The sequence below is a fragment of the Nostoc sp. JL31 genome, assembly GCF_017114965.1.
GTDB lineage: Bacteria > Cyanobacteriota > Cyanobacteriia > Cyanobacteriales > Nostocaceae > Nostoc > Nostoc punctiforme_A.
This window is the reverse complement of record NZ_JABXKO010000040.1, coordinates 84,527-103,617: the sequence shown is the minus strand read 5'-3', so window position 1 is coordinate 103,617 and position 19,091 is coordinate 84,527. Positions and strand designations below refer to the sequence as shown.

General features: G+C 43.3%; 10 protein-coding genes. 5 read left to right on the top strand and 5 right to left on the bottom strand.

Features of this window, described 5'->3' with window-relative positions:
• The first annotated feature begins 234 nt into the window (after nt 1–234).
• Nucleotides 235–1,569, top strand: coding sequence for a YcjF family protein (locus HWQ43_RS09030; protein WP_292732333.1), 1,335 nt, complete (start codon nt 235–237; stop codon nt 1,567–1,569).
• A 174-nt stretch (nt 1,570–1,743) separates the two neighbouring features.
• Entirely contained in the window at nt 1,744–2,391 is a 648-nt protein-coding gene (locus HWQ43_RS09025) for a GNAT family protein (protein WP_292732207.1), read from the top strand.
• A 38-nt stretch (nt 2,392–2,429) separates the two neighbouring features.
• Here HWQ43_RS09025 and HWQ43_RS09020 read toward each other — a convergent pair whose 3' ends face one another.
• Complete coding sequence (locus HWQ43_RS09020) at nt 2,430–3,659, bottom strand: DUF4336 domain-containing protein (RefSeq protein ID WP_292732205.1); 1,230 nt, start codon at nt 3,657–3,659, stop codon at nt 2,430–2,432.
• Nucleotides 3,660–3,969: 310 nt separating this feature from the next.
• On the opposite strand from HWQ43_RS09020, the gene HWQ43_RS09015 reads away from it, so the two are divergent.
• Nucleotides 3,970–4,359 carry a hypothetical protein gene (locus HWQ43_RS09015; protein WP_292732203.1) on the top strand — a complete coding sequence of 130 codons (390 nt, stop codon included), beginning with the start codon at nt 3,970–3,972 and terminating at the stop codon, nt 4,357–4,359.
• A gap of 59 nt (nt 4,360–4,418) precedes the next feature.
• Here HWQ43_RS09015 and ptsP read toward each other — a convergent pair whose 3' ends face one another.
• The 4 genes from ptsP to HWQ43_RS08995 form a co-directional block, all read right to left on the bottom strand.
• Nucleotides 4,419–6,929: a phosphoenolpyruvate--protein phosphotransferase gene (ptsP, locus tag HWQ43_RS09010; RefSeq protein ID WP_292732332.1), complete on the bottom strand. Its 2,511-nt coding sequence runs from the start codon at nt 6,927–6,929 to the stop codon at nt 4,419–4,421.
• Between the two features lie 67 nt (nt 6,930–6,996).
• Nucleotides 6,997–7,752, bottom strand: coding sequence for a hypothetical protein (locus HWQ43_RS09005; protein ID WP_292732202.1), 756 nt, complete (start codon nt 7,750–7,752; stop codon nt 6,997–6,999).
• A 195-nt stretch (nt 7,753–7,947) separates the two neighbouring features.
• Entirely contained in the window at nt 7,948–11,763 is a 3,816-nt protein-coding gene (locus HWQ43_RS09000) for a calcium-binding protein (protein ID WP_292732200.1), read from the bottom strand.
• A 1,209-nt stretch (nt 11,764–12,972) separates the two neighbouring features.
• Entirely contained in the window at nt 12,973–16,257 is a 3,285-nt protein-coding gene (locus tag HWQ43_RS08995; protein WP_292732198.1) for a calcium-binding protein, read from the bottom strand.
• Nucleotides 16,258–17,322: 1,065 nt separating this feature from the next.
• Here HWQ43_RS08995 and HWQ43_RS08990 point away from each other — a divergent pair.
• Both HWQ43_RS08990 and moeB read left to right on the top strand, forming a co-directional pair.
• Complete coding sequence (locus HWQ43_RS08990) at nt 17,323–17,781, top strand: M67 family metallopeptidase (RefSeq protein ID WP_292732196.1); 459 nt, start codon at nt 17,323–17,325, stop codon at nt 17,779–17,781.
• Nucleotides 17,782–17,914: 133 nt separating this feature from the next.
• On the top strand, nt 17,915–19,087 hold the full coding sequence (gene moeB, locus HWQ43_RS08985; protein WP_292732194.1) for a molybdopterin-synthase adenylyltransferase MoeB: 1,173 nt from the start codon (nt 17,915–17,917) through the stop codon (nt 19,085–19,087).
• The last annotated feature ends 4 nt before the right edge of the window (nt 19,088–19,091 follow it).

Below are 19,091 nucleotides of genomic sequence, written 5' to 3'. Positions count from 1 at the left end.
TTGTTAGCCGACACAATCGCATTGTTAGCCGATGCAATCGTATTGTCAGGCGAAACAATCGCATTGTCAGCCAAAACAATTGCATTGTCAGGCGAAACAATCGCATTGTCAGGCGAAACAATCGCATTGTCAGCCCCCAAAACGCGATCGCCCCGGAACACTACTAAAGGTACTAGTTATCCCTTTGAAAATCGCTATAAGATGACTAAAAGGGTCTTCTACGTTTGGATGAAAATGACTGAGCAACGTGATGCCGACTTACCGTCAACTGATTCTCAGCAATTGAGTGAACCGAGCGACAAAACGATTACCAAGTCGGTTGATAATTCCTGGACAAATCAGATTGGTGGTGTTTGGAACAAAGCAACAACACGTCTAACGCAACTTTTACCCGTAGAACAAGTGGCACAGACAGTTGTGGAATGGTTTAGTGTAAGCGAGACTCAGGTTGCAGAGATTTTAGAGAAAATCCGAGCCGAACTGCCAACAACAGAAGCCCTTTTAATTGGTAAACCCCAAGCCGGAAAAAGTTCTATTGTCAGAGGATTGACGGGAGTTACTGCTGAAATTGTCGGCCAGGGATTTCGCCCACACACACAACACACCCAGCGCTATGCCTATCCTTCCAATGACCTGCCATTACTGATTTTTACTGATACAGTGGGGCTGGGTGATGTCAGAAAAGATACTGAAATAATTATTCAAGAGTTAGTTGGCGATTTACAACAGGAAACTCGTTCCGCCAGAATCTTGCTTTTGACCGTTAAAATCAATGATTTTGCAACTGACACCCTACGACAAATTGCTCAACAACTACGCCAGAAGTATCCAGACATTCCTTGTCTTTTGGTAGTCACCTGCTTACACGAGGTTTATCCTAGTGATATGGTCGATCATCCCACCTATCCGCCAGATTATCAGGAAGTCAACCGCGCATTTGCGGCAATGCAACAAGCCTTTGCAAAAATAACAGATCGCTCTGTACTCATTGACTTTACCTTAGAAGAAGATGGCTACACGCCGGTATTTTATGGCTTAGAAGCACTGCGAGATTCCTTAGCAGAACTACTCCCACAAGCAGAAGCCCAGGCGATTTATCAGCTATTAGATCGAGAAGAAGTTGGGAAGCAAATTGGCAACCTTTACCGAGATGCTGCACGTCGTTATATTTTGCCATTTGCAATTATGTCTGCAACTCTGGCTGCTGTACCTCTGCCATTTGCCACAATGCCCGTACTGACTGCCTTGCAAGTATCAATGGTGGGTTTGTTGGGTAAATTATATGGGCAGACAATTACTCCATCTCAGGCGGGAGGTGTTGTGAGTGCGATCGCAGGTGGTTTTTTAGCACAGGCCATTGCACGAGAGTTAATTAAATTTATACCAGGTTTTGGTAGTGCGATCGCAGCCTCTTGGGCAGCTGCCTATACCTGGGCACTAGGCGAAGCAGCCTGTGTTTATTTTGGTGATTTAATGGGAGGTAAGAAACCCGATCCCCAAAAAATTCAATTGGTAATGCAAGAAGCATTTCAGGCGGCGCAAGAACGGTTTAAGGGAATCAAACGTTAATACTTAAGAATCCCTTTCACAAATGAGAAAGGTTAAGATAAAGCACCTGTTGCCAATCAGTTAAAATACTCAAAATATTTTTCATGAAAATGATAATTGTATATGAGGAGAAGGCGAGTAACGCTCGCCTGCCTTTGATGTGAGATTATCTGTCTGTAGGGAAGCAATAAAATCATGCAAGACCGAACTTGGCAGCCACCAGGATTTATTCAACTCAACGGTCAATTTGTAACACTCAGACCCCTGATTCCAGAAAGGGATGTGGAAACCTTGTATGTAGCTTCACACGGCACTCCTGAAAAAGAAGCCGTATGGAATTATCTATTTTACGGCCCATTCGATCGCCCTTCTATAATGAAAGACTGGATGGAAAAAAACATAGTCAGTAAATCCGACCCTCTGACTTGGACAGTCTTTGAAAACTCAGCAAATACTCAAGTTGGCATTGTGGCATTACTTGCGATTGTTCCAAATCATGGTCGTGCTGAAATTGGTCATGTCTGGTTTACTCCCGCAGTCCATAAAAGTAAAATCAATACAGAATCACAGTTTTTGCTACTTCAGCATCTTTTTGATCGTCATTCTTATCGTCGAGTTGAGTGGAAGTGTAATTCCCTCAACCATGCGAGTCGAACTACCGCTACCAGAATGGGATTTATTTATGAAGGTCGTTTTCGGCAACACATGTTTGTGCGTGGAAAAAACAGAGATACTGATTGGTTTGCAATGACAGATAAAGAATGGTCGCGTTGTAAAAGCAATTTTGAAAAATGGCTTTATTCCCACGAAAATGTTTCATTAATGGAACTAAACAACAGCTAGTTTTGCATTCTTTAACACAGCAGTTACCAAAAAGTTTTTTACACCTTCTCCTTTGGTGCTGGTACAATCCCAAACTTATTTAAACGTGCATCGATTTCTCTAAGTGTTTTAAAATCCTCCTCTGGCAAAGGATAGCTGCTACTGCTGAACAAACCCCCACTGAAAGCAGGCTGTTTTTCCAAAAAAGAGAAAGCTTGGCGAAACTGATGCGGTTTAGCTTTAATTGGTGAATCAAAGTGGCAGGGAATTATCCACTCGAAGTCCCAACTTGCAACTTTATCAGCCCAGTCAATGGTTTCTTGTGGTGCGCGATTAAGAATCAGCGTTTGTAAAATTGGTGCGACAAACAAACGCCCATCACCTCGCAGGGCATCAAACGATCGCTGCCAATCTGACTGCCATTTAAAGGGATATAATCCAAAATAAGCTTTCCTTGAGCGTTGTGGAGCTTTCAAGGAATCTTGTAACACCTGACTCCATCGGCGTATATCTAATGCCTGTGGTTGAAAATACAAAGCAAACAGACAGATGCGCTGCCAACCCTTACGGCGATTTACTTGAATATCTGCAACAAGATCAGAAGCAGAATCCTTGGCATGAAATAATAAGGGATATGAATCTAATAAAACGATCGCAGGTGGATCTTCTGGGATCGAAAGTACAGAATCTGTTACTAAAAGAGTATGCGATCGCTTGTGGAAAAAAGCAACTTCCGCAAACCTTCCAGGACCAAGCCCGATGGGGCCCAGCATTGCATAATCAAACTCGTCAGCAAACGGCGTTTTGCTACTATCTTCTGGAAGTACTTGAGTTCGTTTTGGGGGTAAACCAAGCCAGCTAAGGGGGAGATTTAGCGGGAAACTCCACTGATGCGGAGCCACAAACACCTGTGCAGTCGGAAAGTATCTGGCGAAGGGGCCAACGAAGACTTTGTGTTCTATACCAGAGATAGTTGGCAAAATGATGTACTTAATGTTGCCATATTTCGCCACCAACTCATTCACAAGTCTGATGCACTCTGGGGTTGGTGCAACAGGCGCATAGACGAGAAGACCCCCTGTTTCCAGCTTTACAACAGTCATGCGAATCGGGACGACAACGTAGAAAATGCCCTGAATCTGGTCAAAATTCCAGATTGTGTCCTTAAGCACTTCTTGACGAATTGTCTGCCGCCTACCGTAGGGGTAGAGTGGCACAACAGGCCATAATCCCCAGGAAAAATCCTTTGGATAAATCTGTTGTGTGTTGACTATGCGTTCATCAGCCACTCTGCAACCCCCTCCAAATTCGCAATACTCAAATTGTTTGTATTTGCTATCCACGAAGTTGGAGAGCAAATTGTTGAGATAATAATACCAATTTGTAATTCGTAATACTTGCCAAAGGTAAGAAGTAAGCTACGTAATTAGTAATTCGTAATTAAAAGGGGTTAGATTTAATCTGGATTTCCAGCTTTGCATCTGTAGGTTTTTTTGCAAATGGTATTACCAAAAAGAGATTTTACGGCACTGGGGTTCTTTTTATGCGTCTTCATAAAGAATTGGTATCAGTCCTAAAAACAATTAATCGGAGAACAACGTGAAAATAGCGATTATTGCTAAAACATTAATTACATCTATAAGTTTGTTAACTTTGTTTGCCCCAAGTCAAGCATCGGCTCAACTGATACCGCAACCTTGGGTTTCAGTCGGTGGAAAAGATGGTGATGTAACTTATGCTGTCGGAGCTAGGGCTTTGAATTTCGGGGTTGAAGTGGGAACTGGCGCTGATGGTGCTACGGGAGTAGATGTTTTAAAATTTATCAATTTGCCTGTAATTTCACCTTATGTAGGAATTGGACTTTATTCTGAGGATAAAGGCGTTGCAGTTTCAGGTGGCGTTCAGGTAGGTGCTACTAATAACGTTTTTGTTGGTGCTGGTTACAATACTATTCGCGGCTTTAACGGGCAATTGGGAATAAGATTTTAACTAATTCGTAATTCGTAATGACGTTATCACAGCGTCATTATCAATTACGAACGAATTAATTATGCAGGGGGAGTAATTGAACTTGAGATTAGTTTTCTAACATGCTCTGCGGAATCTTGTTGCAATGCTGATGCCGCGATCGCTTCACTTTCAACTATACAAAACCTAGCGATCGCCTGTTTCACTCCAGGTATACTTTGAGGATTCACGCTCAACTCATCCAGCCCTAAACCTAATAAAATTGGTGTTGCGAAAGTATCTGCTGCCAATTCTCCACATAATCCTACCGAAATCCCTGCCGCATGGGCAGCTTGGACAGTTTGCTGCACCATTCGCAGTATGGCTGGATGTAGCGCATCAACCAAATTTGCCACGCGTGGGTTAGTGCGATCGCTAGCCATGACGTACTGAGTCAGATCGTTAGTCCCTATACTAAAGAAGTCTACTTCAGCAGCTAACCGATCGGCGATCGCAACTGCTGAAGGAACCTCCACCATAATTCCTACTTTCATCGCGGCATCAAAGGAAATACCAGCTTGATTTAGTTCAGCTTGCACTTCACCCAAAATTACCTTAGCTGCACGTACTTCAGTTACAGTAGCAATCATCGGCAACATGATCTTAATTTGGTGTCCTACGCTAGCTCTCAAAATTGCCCGTAACTGAGTTTTGAAGAGTTCTGGATGATCTAAACAGAAACGAATTCCCCGCCAACCTAAGAAAGGGTTAGCTTCTGGAAACCCTACTCTGAGATAGGAAAGTGGCTTATCACCACCGACATCGAGGGTACGAATAATTAGCGGACGATTATCTAAAACTTGGGCGATCGCCTGATATACTAATAATTGTTCTTCTTCAGTCGGGGCGCTGGTTCGGTCTAAATACAGAAACTCAGTGCGGAGTAGTCCCACACCTTCTGCACCGCTAGCCACAGCAACTTGCACATCATTTATACTACCAATATTGGCGAAAACGCTAACTTGCCGACCATCACGAGTAATCGCTGGCTGATGTGCCTTAGCTCGTGCTTCCTGTTGAGCTGTTTGCCAAGCTGACTGCTTTGCTGCCAGTAAATCCAGGATTTCTGATTCTGGTTCTACCCAAGCTCTGCCACTTTCACCATCAAGTGCCATCAGTGTACCATCAGCCAACTGCAACACCTGGGCATCTACTCCCAAAACTGCGGGAATACCCAACGTTCGGGCGATAATTGCACTATGGGAGGTGGCGCTACCAGAAGTTGTACAAATACCCAACACCTTTGTCGGATCTAGTCCCGCCGTATCTGAGGGGGTTAAATCAGTCGCCACCAAAATTGCAGGTGACTCAAGATGCAAGTTAGCTGCGGCATTCCCAGCGAGTAATCGCAGCACTCTTCGCCCGACATCTACAACATCGTCAACTCGCTCTTGCAGATAAGAATCCTCAAGTGCGCGGTAGGAAGTCGCTACTTCATCGACTACAGCTTGCCAAGCTGCTTCAGCATTTATATGGTTTTCTAAAATGCGCTGATGAGCCACTTCCAAGAGTACTGGATCTTCTAAAAATAGTAATTGGGCATCAAAAATGGCGGCTTCAGCATCACCAATTTGCAGAGATGCTTGTGAAAAAACCGCTTGAATTTCTTGTCGGGCAATATTAATAGCTGCCTGTAATCGTTGCCACTCTGCATCAGGATCGTCTACGTGGTATTGCTTAATCGCAATGTGAGTAGGTTGATAATGAACAACAGGTGCGATCGCTACTCCTGGAGAAGCTGCAATGCCCGAAAGTTCGCCGTGAGTTGCTGGAGCAACTTCATGGTGAAATGCTGGTGGAGAATTCAAGGCAACATTATCTTCACCAAAGTTATTTGCAAATAATGCCTGCAATGCTGACAGCGCCTGATCTGCATCAGAACCTGTGGCAGTAATTAGCAGTTCGTGTCCTTGACGCACCCCTAAAGTTGTAACTTGGTTAATACTGTTACCCCTGACTAGCTCAGTATTTCTCGTTAAATTCTGCACCAGAATTTGCGATTGAAACCGGGCTGCGGTTGCCACAAACTGGGCTGCGGGGCGGGCGTGTAATCCTAAGCGATTGCTCACAATCAGCCGGATTTCTGGCGTTGGCGATTCTATATTGGTTGTTATTGGGGTAACAACTGACAACGGCCTACTAACTACACCTAATTGAGTTGCTTTGGCGAGGAGTGCGCCGCGTGCTTCCGCTATAACTTGGTGAATATCTCTACCAGCCGCCGCCGCCACGACAGCAGCGATCGCGCCTTCTACTAGAGGTGCTTCGCACAAATACACTTTCTCCTGCTGTGCTTCTGGCAGAAACTCGATTGCCATTTCTGCACTCAGCAAAGCACTACCCAAATCCATCAACACCAAGACACCATCATCAGAAAAAACAGAAGCGATCGCCTCATAAACCTGAATCGGATCTGTACCCAATGGATTTTCAGGATCTTCAATACCTGCTGCAACAGCAATGGGGACTTGGCCTTGAACCATCTGCGCGGCGAGTTCCCGCACACCCAAAGCTAGTTGTTTACTGTGAGAAACAATAACAATTCCGATCAATGCCACACCGTCAACCTTGTTGAGAGGTTTGCGTTTAGCTAGTTATCCATTTCATTTTCCCATTCTGCTACAATTGCAACTGCCCGAAAATATTCCGGTCTTTCCAGCTAGAAATACGAATAAAATAGCCTTCTGTTACGGAAATACGTGGTGTCCACTCATAAACTCCATCGCTAGCAGTACGGGAAGAAATGTTTTGGATAAGTTTGTTCCCATCGTACAACTTAATCGAGACATCACCGCCAAAATTATCCCGCCACAATATTAAAAAAGGTTGATCCTTCTTTGGAAGTACCTTACCAACTGGTTGAGCGATCGAGATTTTTGGTGCAACCTGATTTGTGCTTTTCTTACGGAATCCCAGATAATGAGGTAAATGTCGGAAAGTAGGATTTTCTTGCAGATTAGACAGTTGGGGAACAATAATGTTTCCCTTTTGGGAATTGAACAAATAAGTTGATCTGCCACCGTCAATGGTAATGATATCGCCTTTGACTCCTAATTTACGTAATAAATCGGCTGCCTCATCAAGAGTTGCTTGGTTCACCGTCATAATCAACAAAAGCTCGTCACCTTTAACACCATCCTTGTTTAGAGTACCGATGACTTGATACTTATTCGCTTGGTTTTGGGCTAATACTTTCGCCGGATGATCGCTATATCGGTAAGTGACGATCGCATTCTTCACTGCTTTTTGGTTAAGAGGCGCACCGCTAGCTTGGTTGTAATCGGTAATGTACGCCTGTTTATCATCCCAGACTAAAGTCTTGAGGCGAAGTAGTCGAAGTAGTCGAGATGCTCGGCACAAGTCAAGGCAAGTCACTCAGTGACCGAGGAGCAGGGGGAAAAGGCTTTTCCGATTTTTGCACAGATGCGATAATCATAAGTGATTAACCGGACTTGAGATCGCTAGACATCTCTGAAAAAGAAGTAATTGCATTGAGCAGTCGAATGCAAGGTGCTTACAAAAGCACCTCGCAACCTGTGTCGTTTAACGAGCAGAGAATGTTAATTACGATTAAACTAATACAAAGTTCTTTTCAGTTAGTGTTACACCACCAGATAGTTGTGCAAATTTTACCTGAGTAAATGTACTTGCACTGCCATCAAGGTCAAAATATAGCGCACCTGTAATATCGTCATAGATAAATCGTTGATTGCTTGTTGTTGCAGATGTTCCGATGGTAAACTGACGTGTTTGAAGTGAAGGCGTTGACAACCCGCCACCAAAATCATAAGTCGATACCTGAATCAGTTCATTAGTAGCATTGAAGTCATAAATAGTATCAACACCTTGGTTGTAACTATTGAAAGCAAAGGTATCAGTACCAGCTCCTCCAATTAGACTATCATTACCATTGCCACCTATGAGAAAGTCATTGCCATTGCCACCTGTGAGGATATTTTTACCAGAGGCGTCATAGGCTATAAGAGTATCATTACCATCGTCCCCAGATAGCAGGTTATCGCCTGTTGAACTGCTAGCATCCAAGCGATCATTTCCTGCACCTCCGTTGAGGGTGTTATTACCAGACGAGCGAGAGTCGTTGAAATCACTGGAGTTGTAGCTGTAGTAGTTACCAGAAAGATCAAGCTGATCATTGCCATCACCTCCCGAGAGCAGGTTATCACCTGTTAAACCACCAGCTCTCAAGCGATCGTCACCTCCACCTCCGTCTAGGGTGTTATTGCCCTCCGATCGTGAGTCGTTAGAGTCGCCGTAGCTGTAGCTGTAAGAGCCAATAAGGTAAAGAGTATCATTGCCGTTGCCACCAGAGAGCAGGTTATCGCCTTTTGAACCACCAGCACTCAAGGTATCGTCACCTGCACCTCCTTCTAGGGTGTTATTCCCCAAGGAGCGAGAGCCGTAGGAGTTGCTGGGGAAAACTGAGCCAGAAACCCTAAAAAAGCCAGAGATGTCAAGAGAATCATTGCCATCACTTCCAGAGAGCAAGTTATCGGTTGTTGAACCGCTAGCATTCAAGGTATCGTCACCTGCACCACCGTCAAGGGTATCATTGCCTGTAGTGGTAATGAGAGTATCATTTCCCACACCGCCAATGAGAATATCATTTCCTACACCACCTCTAAGCAGGTCATTACCACTTTTGCCGTCGATGATGTCGTCACCCCCTTGACCATTGATAACATCATTGGAGTTGTCAAAACCCGTTATATTGTTGTCGAGGTCATTGAGGAAGGTAACTGTGTTCCTGTTGAAAAGGCTAGTTTGAGTGGAATTGGCATCAAACACATCAAAACTGTCAATGATGCTAGTTTGTCCATCAAACAGGATATTTCCAATAGCTGGTTGTGAAGAAGTTACTGGCAGATTATCCAGATTTTCTAATTTGAAGTTTTGGAGAATGACTTTGCTATTAGGAACATTTTCAAAGGTGATTTCTAAGTTGTTACCATTTTGAGTTAATTGCAGATTTTGAGCAGTGAAGACACTACCTATAGCGAATACACCACCCGTAAATTGCAAGGTGTCTGAGGAGGCAATCACTGCCGCAGACGGATTTGAGCCTTTACCTACGCCACCGAAATCGGTGATAATATCAGTGTTAGTGTCGTTAGAGTAGTAGCTGTCGTTGAAGTTGTAAACAAATTTATCATTGCCCGCGCCACCAGTTAGGGTGTCGTCACCACTCCCACCTGTCAGGATATCATTACCGACACCGCCAATAATCGTATCATTTCCACCATAGCCCCCAAAGAGCGTATCATTACCACTGTTACCAACAATGTTGTCATTGTGATATGTACCTGAGATATTTAATCGCTCGATATTTTTGTAGCTAACCCGATTCGTGCCTGCCGTAATTGCTCCAATGTTAGTAGAGGCATTGAATGTCGTTGTAATCCCCCCAGAAACACTGTTGTAATTGCTGTAATCGACAGACAACACATCGTCACCCTGACCTCCATCGATCGTATCTTTACCACCATAGCCCGCAGAGAGTGTATCGTTCCCACTGTTCCCCACAATATTGTCATCGTAGGCTGTACCTGAAATATTTAATTGTTCGATATTCTTGTAGTTAACCCGATTTGTGCCTGCTGTAACTTCTCCAATGTTAGTAGTGGCATTGAATGTTGTTCTGATTCCACCTGGAGAATTGCTGTAATAGACGGACAACACATCCTCACCCTGACCTCCATCGATTGTATCTTTGCCACCATAGCCCGTAGAGAGCGTATCGTTGCCATTGCTCCCCACAATATTGTCGTCGTAGGCTGTACTGGAGATATTTAATCCTTCGATATCCTTGTAGCTAACCCGATAAGTACCCGCTGTAACTTCTCCAATATTAGTAGTAGCATTGAATGTCGTTGTGATCCCTTCTGTAGCTAAGGTGTAATCTACAGACAACAAATCATCACCCTCACCTCCATCTACTGTTTGAGTCACTAAATCAGAGGGGGCAGTCTCTGGGGATGTCGTCTTTAAATAGAAAGAATCATTGCCATCGCCCCCAGAGAAGAAGTTATTGTTTGTTGAATACTCAGCACGCAATGTATCGTCACCAGCGCCACCATTGAGGGTGTTATGGCCTGAGGAGGTTAAAAAATTGTCGAAGGGTGTGACATAGCCAGAGATGTCAAGAGAATCATTGCCATCGCCCCCAGAGAGCAAGTTATTGCCTGTTGAATTGCCAGCATTCAAGGTATCATCACCAGCACCACCGTTGAGGGTGTTATTGCCTGATGAGCTAAAATTAGGCTCCGACCTATAAGTATAAATGCCAGAAGTGGAGAGAGAATCATTGCCATCTCCCCCAGAGAGTAAGTTATTGCCTGATGGAGACTCAGCATTCAAGGTGTCATCACCAACGCCACCATCGAGGGTATTATTGCTTGAGGAGGGGTAATAGATGTATCCGCTGACGCTACTATAAACGTTAGAGGTAGAGAGATAATCATTGCCATCGCCCCCATAGAGTAAGTTATTGCCAGATGTTGCCCCAGCATTCAAAACATCATCACCAACCCCACCGTTGAGGGTGTTATCGCCTGTTGAAAATTCGACATTCAAGATATCATTGCCCGCACCACCAACGAGAGTATCATTGCCTGTGAGGGAGTCATTCCCGACACCACCAACGAGAGTATCATTCCCCACACCACCAATGAGGAAGTCATTACCCGCACCACCTCTGAGTATGTCGTTGCCACTTAAGCCGTCAATCAAGTCATCCCCGCCCTGACCATTGATGACATCATTTGAGTTATCAAAGCCGCTAACATTATTGTTGAGGTCGTTAAGAAAAGTGACTGTATTCAAGTTGAAGATAGTGCTTTGAGTAGAGTTAGCATTGAAGACATCAAAGCTATCTATAGTGCTAGTTTCTCCATCAAATAGGATATTGCCCAAGTCTACAGTGGCACCTGTAGATTTGCTCAGGTTTTCCAGGTTTTCCAGAGCAAAGTTTTGCAGGATAACTGGGACATCAAAAAACCTCGTTATATAAGCATCCCCTGCAAAACTGATTTCCAGATTGTTGCCTTTTTGGGTCAACAACAAATTTTGGGCTATAGCACCAGTGCCCTGGAATTCTAGGGTATCCACTTCGGCAATGACTGCTGCTGTTGGGTTTGTCCCTTTACCTACACCACCAAAATCGGTGATTATCGTAGTATTGTTGTAGTAGTTGTTGTTATAGTCGTAGTAGTAGTAGACGAATTTATCGTTGCCGCCTCCACCACTTAAGGTGTCTTTGCCACCGTTAGGATATATGGTATCGTTGCCTGCAAGACCCTTAATTGTATCCGCGTCATTATAAGTACCCTGTAGGGTATCATTACCGTTGGTTCCAATGATATTTGCCATAACTTTTACCTACCTAAATCGATTTTTTTAGTAACATCAGTTGTCAATTTGCAGATTGTGCTGTTTAAGAGCGCAAAAATTCACCGAAATTTACATACTTTATACGTCACCCTTGAGGAACAGTAAATTTCTCGAATATTCACCTTATTCCAAGGTTTTTACGTATACTTTTTTAAGAGTCTCAAACTATCTAAGTCTTAAGCAACTGTACAAATTAATTAGCGTGTGAATTTCCGATAACTGGTGATTTCAGGCTTTTTTTATCATTCTTTTTGAGTAAAAATCACTCTTCCAAGTATCGGAAATTTCAGCTTCAATGAAATTCATCCTTCATATTTGATATTTGTTTTTTTGCCAGTGCCTAAGTCCTTCTAGAAGAGAAAATAATCAACAGTTGACTCTTAATCGGGAAAAAGATTTTGATGTCTTCTTTGTGGGCTGTTATCCGTGGGTGTCTAGCTTGAAAATAGAGAACATCTTAAGACCCTCAAAATAACTACATAGTCAATAAGCTGTTAAGCATATAAGAAAGCACATTGAGATCGCAGGGGGGCAGGGGGCAGGGAGCAAGGGAGAGGGTTTGCAGCTTTTATCACCATAAAAATGATGCAATTTAAATGACGATTAGCTTATCATACTTAGATGTCTATACTTAAATACTCATCTTTGCATACTCTTCACATTACTTGCTGAAAAATGTATACACAAGTACTGAGCTTTGTATATTCTTTATATTCTACTGAGGTCTAGGCAATAAGAAAGTAGAACCTAGTAGGCAAATGTTTTAAAGAGTAATAAAAAATACATCTTTTCTTTTTTAAAGGCTGCGATACCTTCTCTGCCAGACGCTACGCGTAGCTTGCTTCCCCGGAGGGGTACGGTAAGCTTTCCTGCGGAAGGCTGCGCGATCGCTAACGCCTGCAGTTTTTGCTAGCCTACGCCTTGGTTAACTTATACTACGATGAGAGCGATCGCCTGCCAATATATAATCGTGCAAAAATCACTATAGGTTATCAAAATTATTAACGCAGACATAAATTAACTTAACCAAGAATACTGCAAACCATCCGTACCCATGCCAAAAGTTAAGGAACAAAACCTAACACATCCTCTCTGTTAAAAGTAATTGTATCGATCAATCGTATGCGAGGTGTTGAAAAGAACACCTCGCAAGCTGTATCCAGACTGATGCCAGAGCGCTAATAAAAATTAAATAACCACAAAGTTGTTTTCGGTTAGTGTCAAGCCAGGAGATAATTGTGCAAATTGTACCTGAGTCTCTACACCCGCACTACCATCAGAGTCAAAATACAGTGCACCTGTAGTGAAGTCATAGATAAATCTTTGATTGCTTGTCGTTGCAGATGTTCCGAGGGTAAACTGGCTTGTCTTAAGTGAACCTACTGATAACCCGCCACCAAAACCAGCAGCCGATACTTGAATTAGTTCATTAGTCGCGTTAAAGTCATAAACGCGCTCGATACCTTCTTCATTATAAATACTATGGAAAAAAAAGGTATCAATACCATCTCCTCCATAAAAGGTATCGTTATCTGAAAGCCCAGGATGAGATAATGAATAATCGTTATAACCATAGCCCCCGGAGAGCGTATCGTTGCCATTGCTCCCCACAATATTGTCAGGGCTAAATGTACCTATGATATTTAATCCTTCGATATTCTTGTAGCTAACTCGATTATTGCCTAGCGTAATCGATCCACTGTTAGTAGTGGCATCAAAAGTCGAAGTGATTCCCTCGGTATTACTAACATCACTATAGTAGTAATAGGAGAACAGCACATCGTCACCCTTTCCCCCATCTATAGTATCTTTGCCACCATTATTACCATCATAGCCAAGAGAAAGCGTATCGTTACCATTGCTCCCCAGAATGTTGTCATCGTAGGCTGTACCTGAGATATTGAATCGTTCGATAAACTTATAGCTAACTCGATCGTTGCCCGCAGTAATTGATCCACTGTTAGTAGTGGCATCAAAAGTCGAAGTGACTCCTCCTGTAGCAAAGGTGTAATTGACAGATAACACATCGTCACCCTTTCCTCCATCTATCGTATCTTTGCCACCAGAACCTGTGGAGAGCCGATCGTTACTACTATTCCCCACGATGTTGTCATCGTAGGCTGTACCTAAGATATTGAATCGTTCGATAAACTTATAGTTAACTAGATCCGTACCTGCCGTAATTGATCCAATGTTAGTAGTGGCATCAAAAGTCGAAATGATTCCTCCAGTAGCAAAGGTGTAATCGACGGACAATAAATCGTCACCCTTACCCGCATCTACCGTTTGAGTCACTAAATCAGAGGTGACAGGAGGATATTGAGATCGGGTGTTTAATAGGGTGCTGACATATAAGAAATCATTGCCATCGCCACCAAAAAGCAGGTTATCGCCTGTTGAACCGCTAGTATCCAAGGTATCATCACCAGCGCCACCGTTAAGGGTGTTATTGCCAGATGAGACAGAGTTCGAGGAGGAGTCGTAATTATATTCGATAAAGCCAGAGACGGAGAGAGAATCATTGCCATCATCCCCAGAGAGGAGGTTATCACCTGCTGAACCACTAGCACTCAAGGTGTCGTCACCAGCACCACCGTTAAGAGTATTATTGCCTAATGCGCGATTGTTGCTGTACTGGAAAGAGTCGCCGCCAGGGTTTGAGTAATAGCCAGAGACAGAGAGAGAATCATTGCCATCGCTACCAAAAAGTAGGTTATCGCCTTTTGAACCGCTAGCACTCAAGTTATCGTTACCGGCACCACCGTTGAGGGTATTATTACCCTCTAAGCGAAGATCGTCGCCTTGTGTGTCGTCGCCTTCTTGGTATTGGCTGGAGTAATACTGGTAGCCAGAGGCAAAGAGAGAATCATTGCCATCGCCACCAAAAAGCAGGTTATCGCCTGATGAAGAGTCAACATTCAAGCTATCATCACCAGTACCACCATTGAGGGTATTATTGCCTACACCACCTCTCAAAAGGTCATTGCCACTCAAGCCGTCGATTTTGTCATCGCCTCCCTGAGCATTGATGACATCATCTGAATTGTCAAAGCCGCTAACATTATTGTCGAGGTCGTTAAGAAAAGTGACTGTGTTTTTTTTAAAGACCGTGTTTTGGGTAGAGTTGGCATTGAAGACATCAAAGCTGTCTGTGATACTAGTTTGCCCTTCAAACAGAATGTTGCCTAAGTCTACAGTCGCTCCTGTAGATTTGCTGAGGTTATCCAGGTTTTCTAGGGCAAAGTTTTCCAAGATGAGTTTGCCTTTAGGAAGCCACCCTGCAAAGGTGATTTCCAGATTGTTGCCATTCTGGGTCAGCAGCAGATTTTGAGCAGTAAACGAGAAGAAGAAGTCATTGTCCTGAAAAGTTAGGGTGTCCAGTTCGGCAATCACTGCTACCGAGGGATTTATGTTTTTATCTACTCCACCGAAATCGGTGATAATATTATTAGTTTTGCTGTTGTATGAGAAATTGTAAACAACAAATTTATCCTTGCCACCGCCACCTGTGAAGATATTATTGTTTATGCCACCGACACTTGTGGTGAAGATATCATCGCCATTACCACCGTTGAGGGTATTATTACTACCAAAGGCGCCGGAGACAAGAGAATCGTTGCCATCGCCTCCACTCAGTAGATTATCGCCTGATGAAAAGCTAGCATTCAAGGTATCGTCACCTGCACCACCCTCAATGGTGTTTTTGCCATACGAGCCAGAGCCAGAGAGGGAATCATTGCCATCGCCTCCATTCAGTAGATTAGTGCCTAATGAATAGCCGCCAGCACGCAAGGTATCGTCACCTGCACCACCAATGAGAGTATTATTCCCCATACCACCTCGCAGCACGTCGTTGCCACTCAAGCCGTCGATTTTGTCATTACCCCCCTGACCATTGATGACATCATCTGAGTTATCAAAACCGTTAACATTATTGTCGAGTTCGTTAAGAAAAGTGACTGTGTTCTTTTTAAAGAGAGTGCTTTGGGTGGAGTTGGCATTGAAGACATCAAAGCTGTCTGTAATACTAGTTTGCCCATAGAACAGGATATTGCCAACCTGGGCTAAATTGTCTAGGTTCTCCAGGACAAAGTTTTCCAGAAAAACTGTGGAACCAAACTCCGCCCCGTCAAAGCTGATTTCTAAGTTGTTTCCATTTTGAATTAATAGAGTTAATAGCAAATTTCTCGCAATTAATTGCTCTTCTCCTGTAAATTGCAAGGTATCCACTGAGGCAATCACCTCTGCTGATGGGTTTGAGCCTTTACCAATGCCATCGAAATCGGGGATGATAATGGTACGACTGTTAAGGTTAGCCTCGTAAATAAATTTATCCTTACCGCTGCCACCTTTGAGGGTATCGTAGGCTCCATTAGGATATAGTTGATCGTCACCGACTAAACCATTAATCAAGTCATCACTTGTTGTCCCATAGAGGGTATCATTACCGTTTGTGCCATTGATATTTGCCATAACTTTCTGCCTATCTAAATCGGTTTTTTCAATAACTTTAAATTTTCAACCTGCGGTTTGTGCATTTTTATGACACAAATAATTTGGTGAAATTTGACGTTTTTGGCATACTTTTCTGTCACCCTTTAAGAAAAGTAATATTTCTCTAAAATTCACCCTATTTCAAGGTTTATACGTAGCAATTATCTAACCAAATAAGTCGGTGAGAAAAATTCAATGTATATAAAGAAATATAAATTAGCTGTAGGGTGTGTTATGCCGTAGGCTAACGCACCTGGGATTGTTGACGGTGTGGCGCTTGGCGACAACACACCCTACATTAAAATTCCTTAACATAGCTGGAAATATTAGCACCGACTTACTTATCTCAAACTATCTAAGTCTTAAGCACTGTACAATTAATGAGTGTGTGAATTTAGACAATCTGCCATTTCAAACTTTTTCGATCGTCTTTGTTCAATAGAAATCACTGAACAATCATCAACAAATCTGACGATTAAATGCCTAAAATTCGCCGTTTATATTTGGTTTTTTGCCAGCGCCTAAGTCCTACTAGAAGAGAAAATAGTCAATAGTTAACTCCGATCGGGAAAAAGATTTTGATGCCCTCCTTTTGGGCTGTTATCTGTGAGTGTCTAGTTTGAAAATAGAGAATATCTCAAGAGCCTCAAAATAACTACATAGTGAATATGTTACTTAGATGTCTATGCTTAAATACTCATCTTTGCATACTCTTCACATTACTGGCTGATAAATGTATGTACAAGCACTGAGCTTTGTATATTCTTCATATTCTTCTAATTTCTAGGTCATAAGAAAGCATAACTCAGTAGGTAAAATTTTTCATGAGTGATACAAAATATATATGTTTTCTTTTTTGTGCTGCGATACCTTCTCTGCGTTCGCGCAGCGTGTCGTAGACAGACGCTACGCGTAGCTTGCTTCCCCGGAGGGGTACGGCAAGCTTTCCTGCGGAACGCTGCGCGATCACAAACGCCTGCGGTTTTTGCTAGCATACGCATTAAGCAAGAATTATTATAAGTTGCTAAAATTACAAACGCAGACATGATCCAACTTAGCCAAGAACACTTGCAAACCATCCGCACCCATGCCGAAAGCACCTACCCAGATGAGTGCTGTGGTATAATTTTGGGCTATCTGGCTAATGAGGGCAAAACTGTGGTAGAAGTCATACCAACAGAGAATGCTTGGAATACAGAAGCGGCTGCTGAGTTTCCAGGGGGACGCACAACAGAAAGTAAAAAACGGCAATATACGATCGCACCCGAAGTTATGTTAAAAACACAAAGGGAAGCTCGCGATCGCTCATTGAACATTATCGGCATTTTTCACTCCCACCCAGATCATCCTGCTATACCCTCAGAATGCGATCGCCTATACGCTTGGCAGGGATACTCGTATATAATAGTTTCCGTCCAAAACGGCAAAGCTGGAGAACTCAAAAGTTGGAGCCTTGATGATACTCATCAGTTTCAAGCAGAGGAAATTGAAAATATAAAATAACTGACTTAGTTTAAAGACAGTCACTCATAGCTGTTTTCGCCGCTATCACAAATGAAAATTCGTCTTTCCCACTCCTAATAAGATCCAGTTTTTCGATAGGATTAATATTCCGCTTTCCCACATCATAACTGCTATGCTCAATCCCAATCTGGACGAAATCCAGTTGACCAAAGACGATTACGAACGCTACTCCCGACACCTGATTTTACCGGAAGTAGGACTAGAAGGACAGAAGCGCCTGAAAGCCGCTAGTGTAATGTGTATCGGTACAGGTGGACTCGGTTCACCACTACTTTTATATTTGGCGGCGGCGGGTGTTGGACGCATCGGAATTGTGGATTTTGATGTTGTCGATACTTCTAATCTGCAACGCCAAGTAATTCACGGGACATCCTGGGTGGGTAAACCCAAGATTGAATCGGCAAAAAACCGTATCCACGAGATTAACCCCTATTGTCAAGTTGATTTATACGAAACTCGTCTAACTTCCGAAAACGCCCTGGATCTGATTCAACCTTACGATATCGTAGTGGATGGTACTGATAACTTCCCCACCAGATATCTAGTTAACGACGCCTGCGTATTGCTAAATAAGCCCAACGTCTACGGTTCAATTTTACGCTTTGAAGGGCAAGCTACTGTATTTAATTACGAAGGTGGCCCGAATTATCGTGACCTTTTCCCAGAACCACCACCACCAGGGATGGTTCCTTCTTGTGCAGAAGGTGGCGTATTGGGAATTTTGCCAGGAATTATTGGTTTAATCCAAGCAACCGAAACTGTTAAAATCATTCTGGGACAAGGCAACACTCTCAGCGGGCGATTGCTGCTATACAACGCCTTGGATATGAAATTTCGGGAATTAAAGCTCCGTCCGAACCCGATTCGCCCAGTGATTGAAAAGCTGATAGATTACGAAGAATTCTGCGGGATTCCACAAGCTAAGGCAGAGGAGGCAAAACAGCAGTTGGAAAGTCTAGAAATGACCGTCAAGGATTTGAAGAAATTGTTGGATAGCGGTGCGAAGGATTTTGTACTGCTAGATGTCCGCAACCCCCATGAGTACGACATTGCCAAGATTCCGGGTTCAGTTTTGGTGCCCTTACCAGACATTGAAAATGGGAATGGCGTTGCTAAGGTGAAGGAAATATTGAACGGCCACCGCTTAATTGCTCATTGTAAGATGGGTGGGCGATCGGCAAAAGCCCTAGCTATTCTCAAGGAAGCCGGAATTGTGGGGACGAATGTTAAAGGCGGAATTACTGCTTGGAGTCGAGAAATCGATCCTTCAGTTCCAGAGTATTAACAAG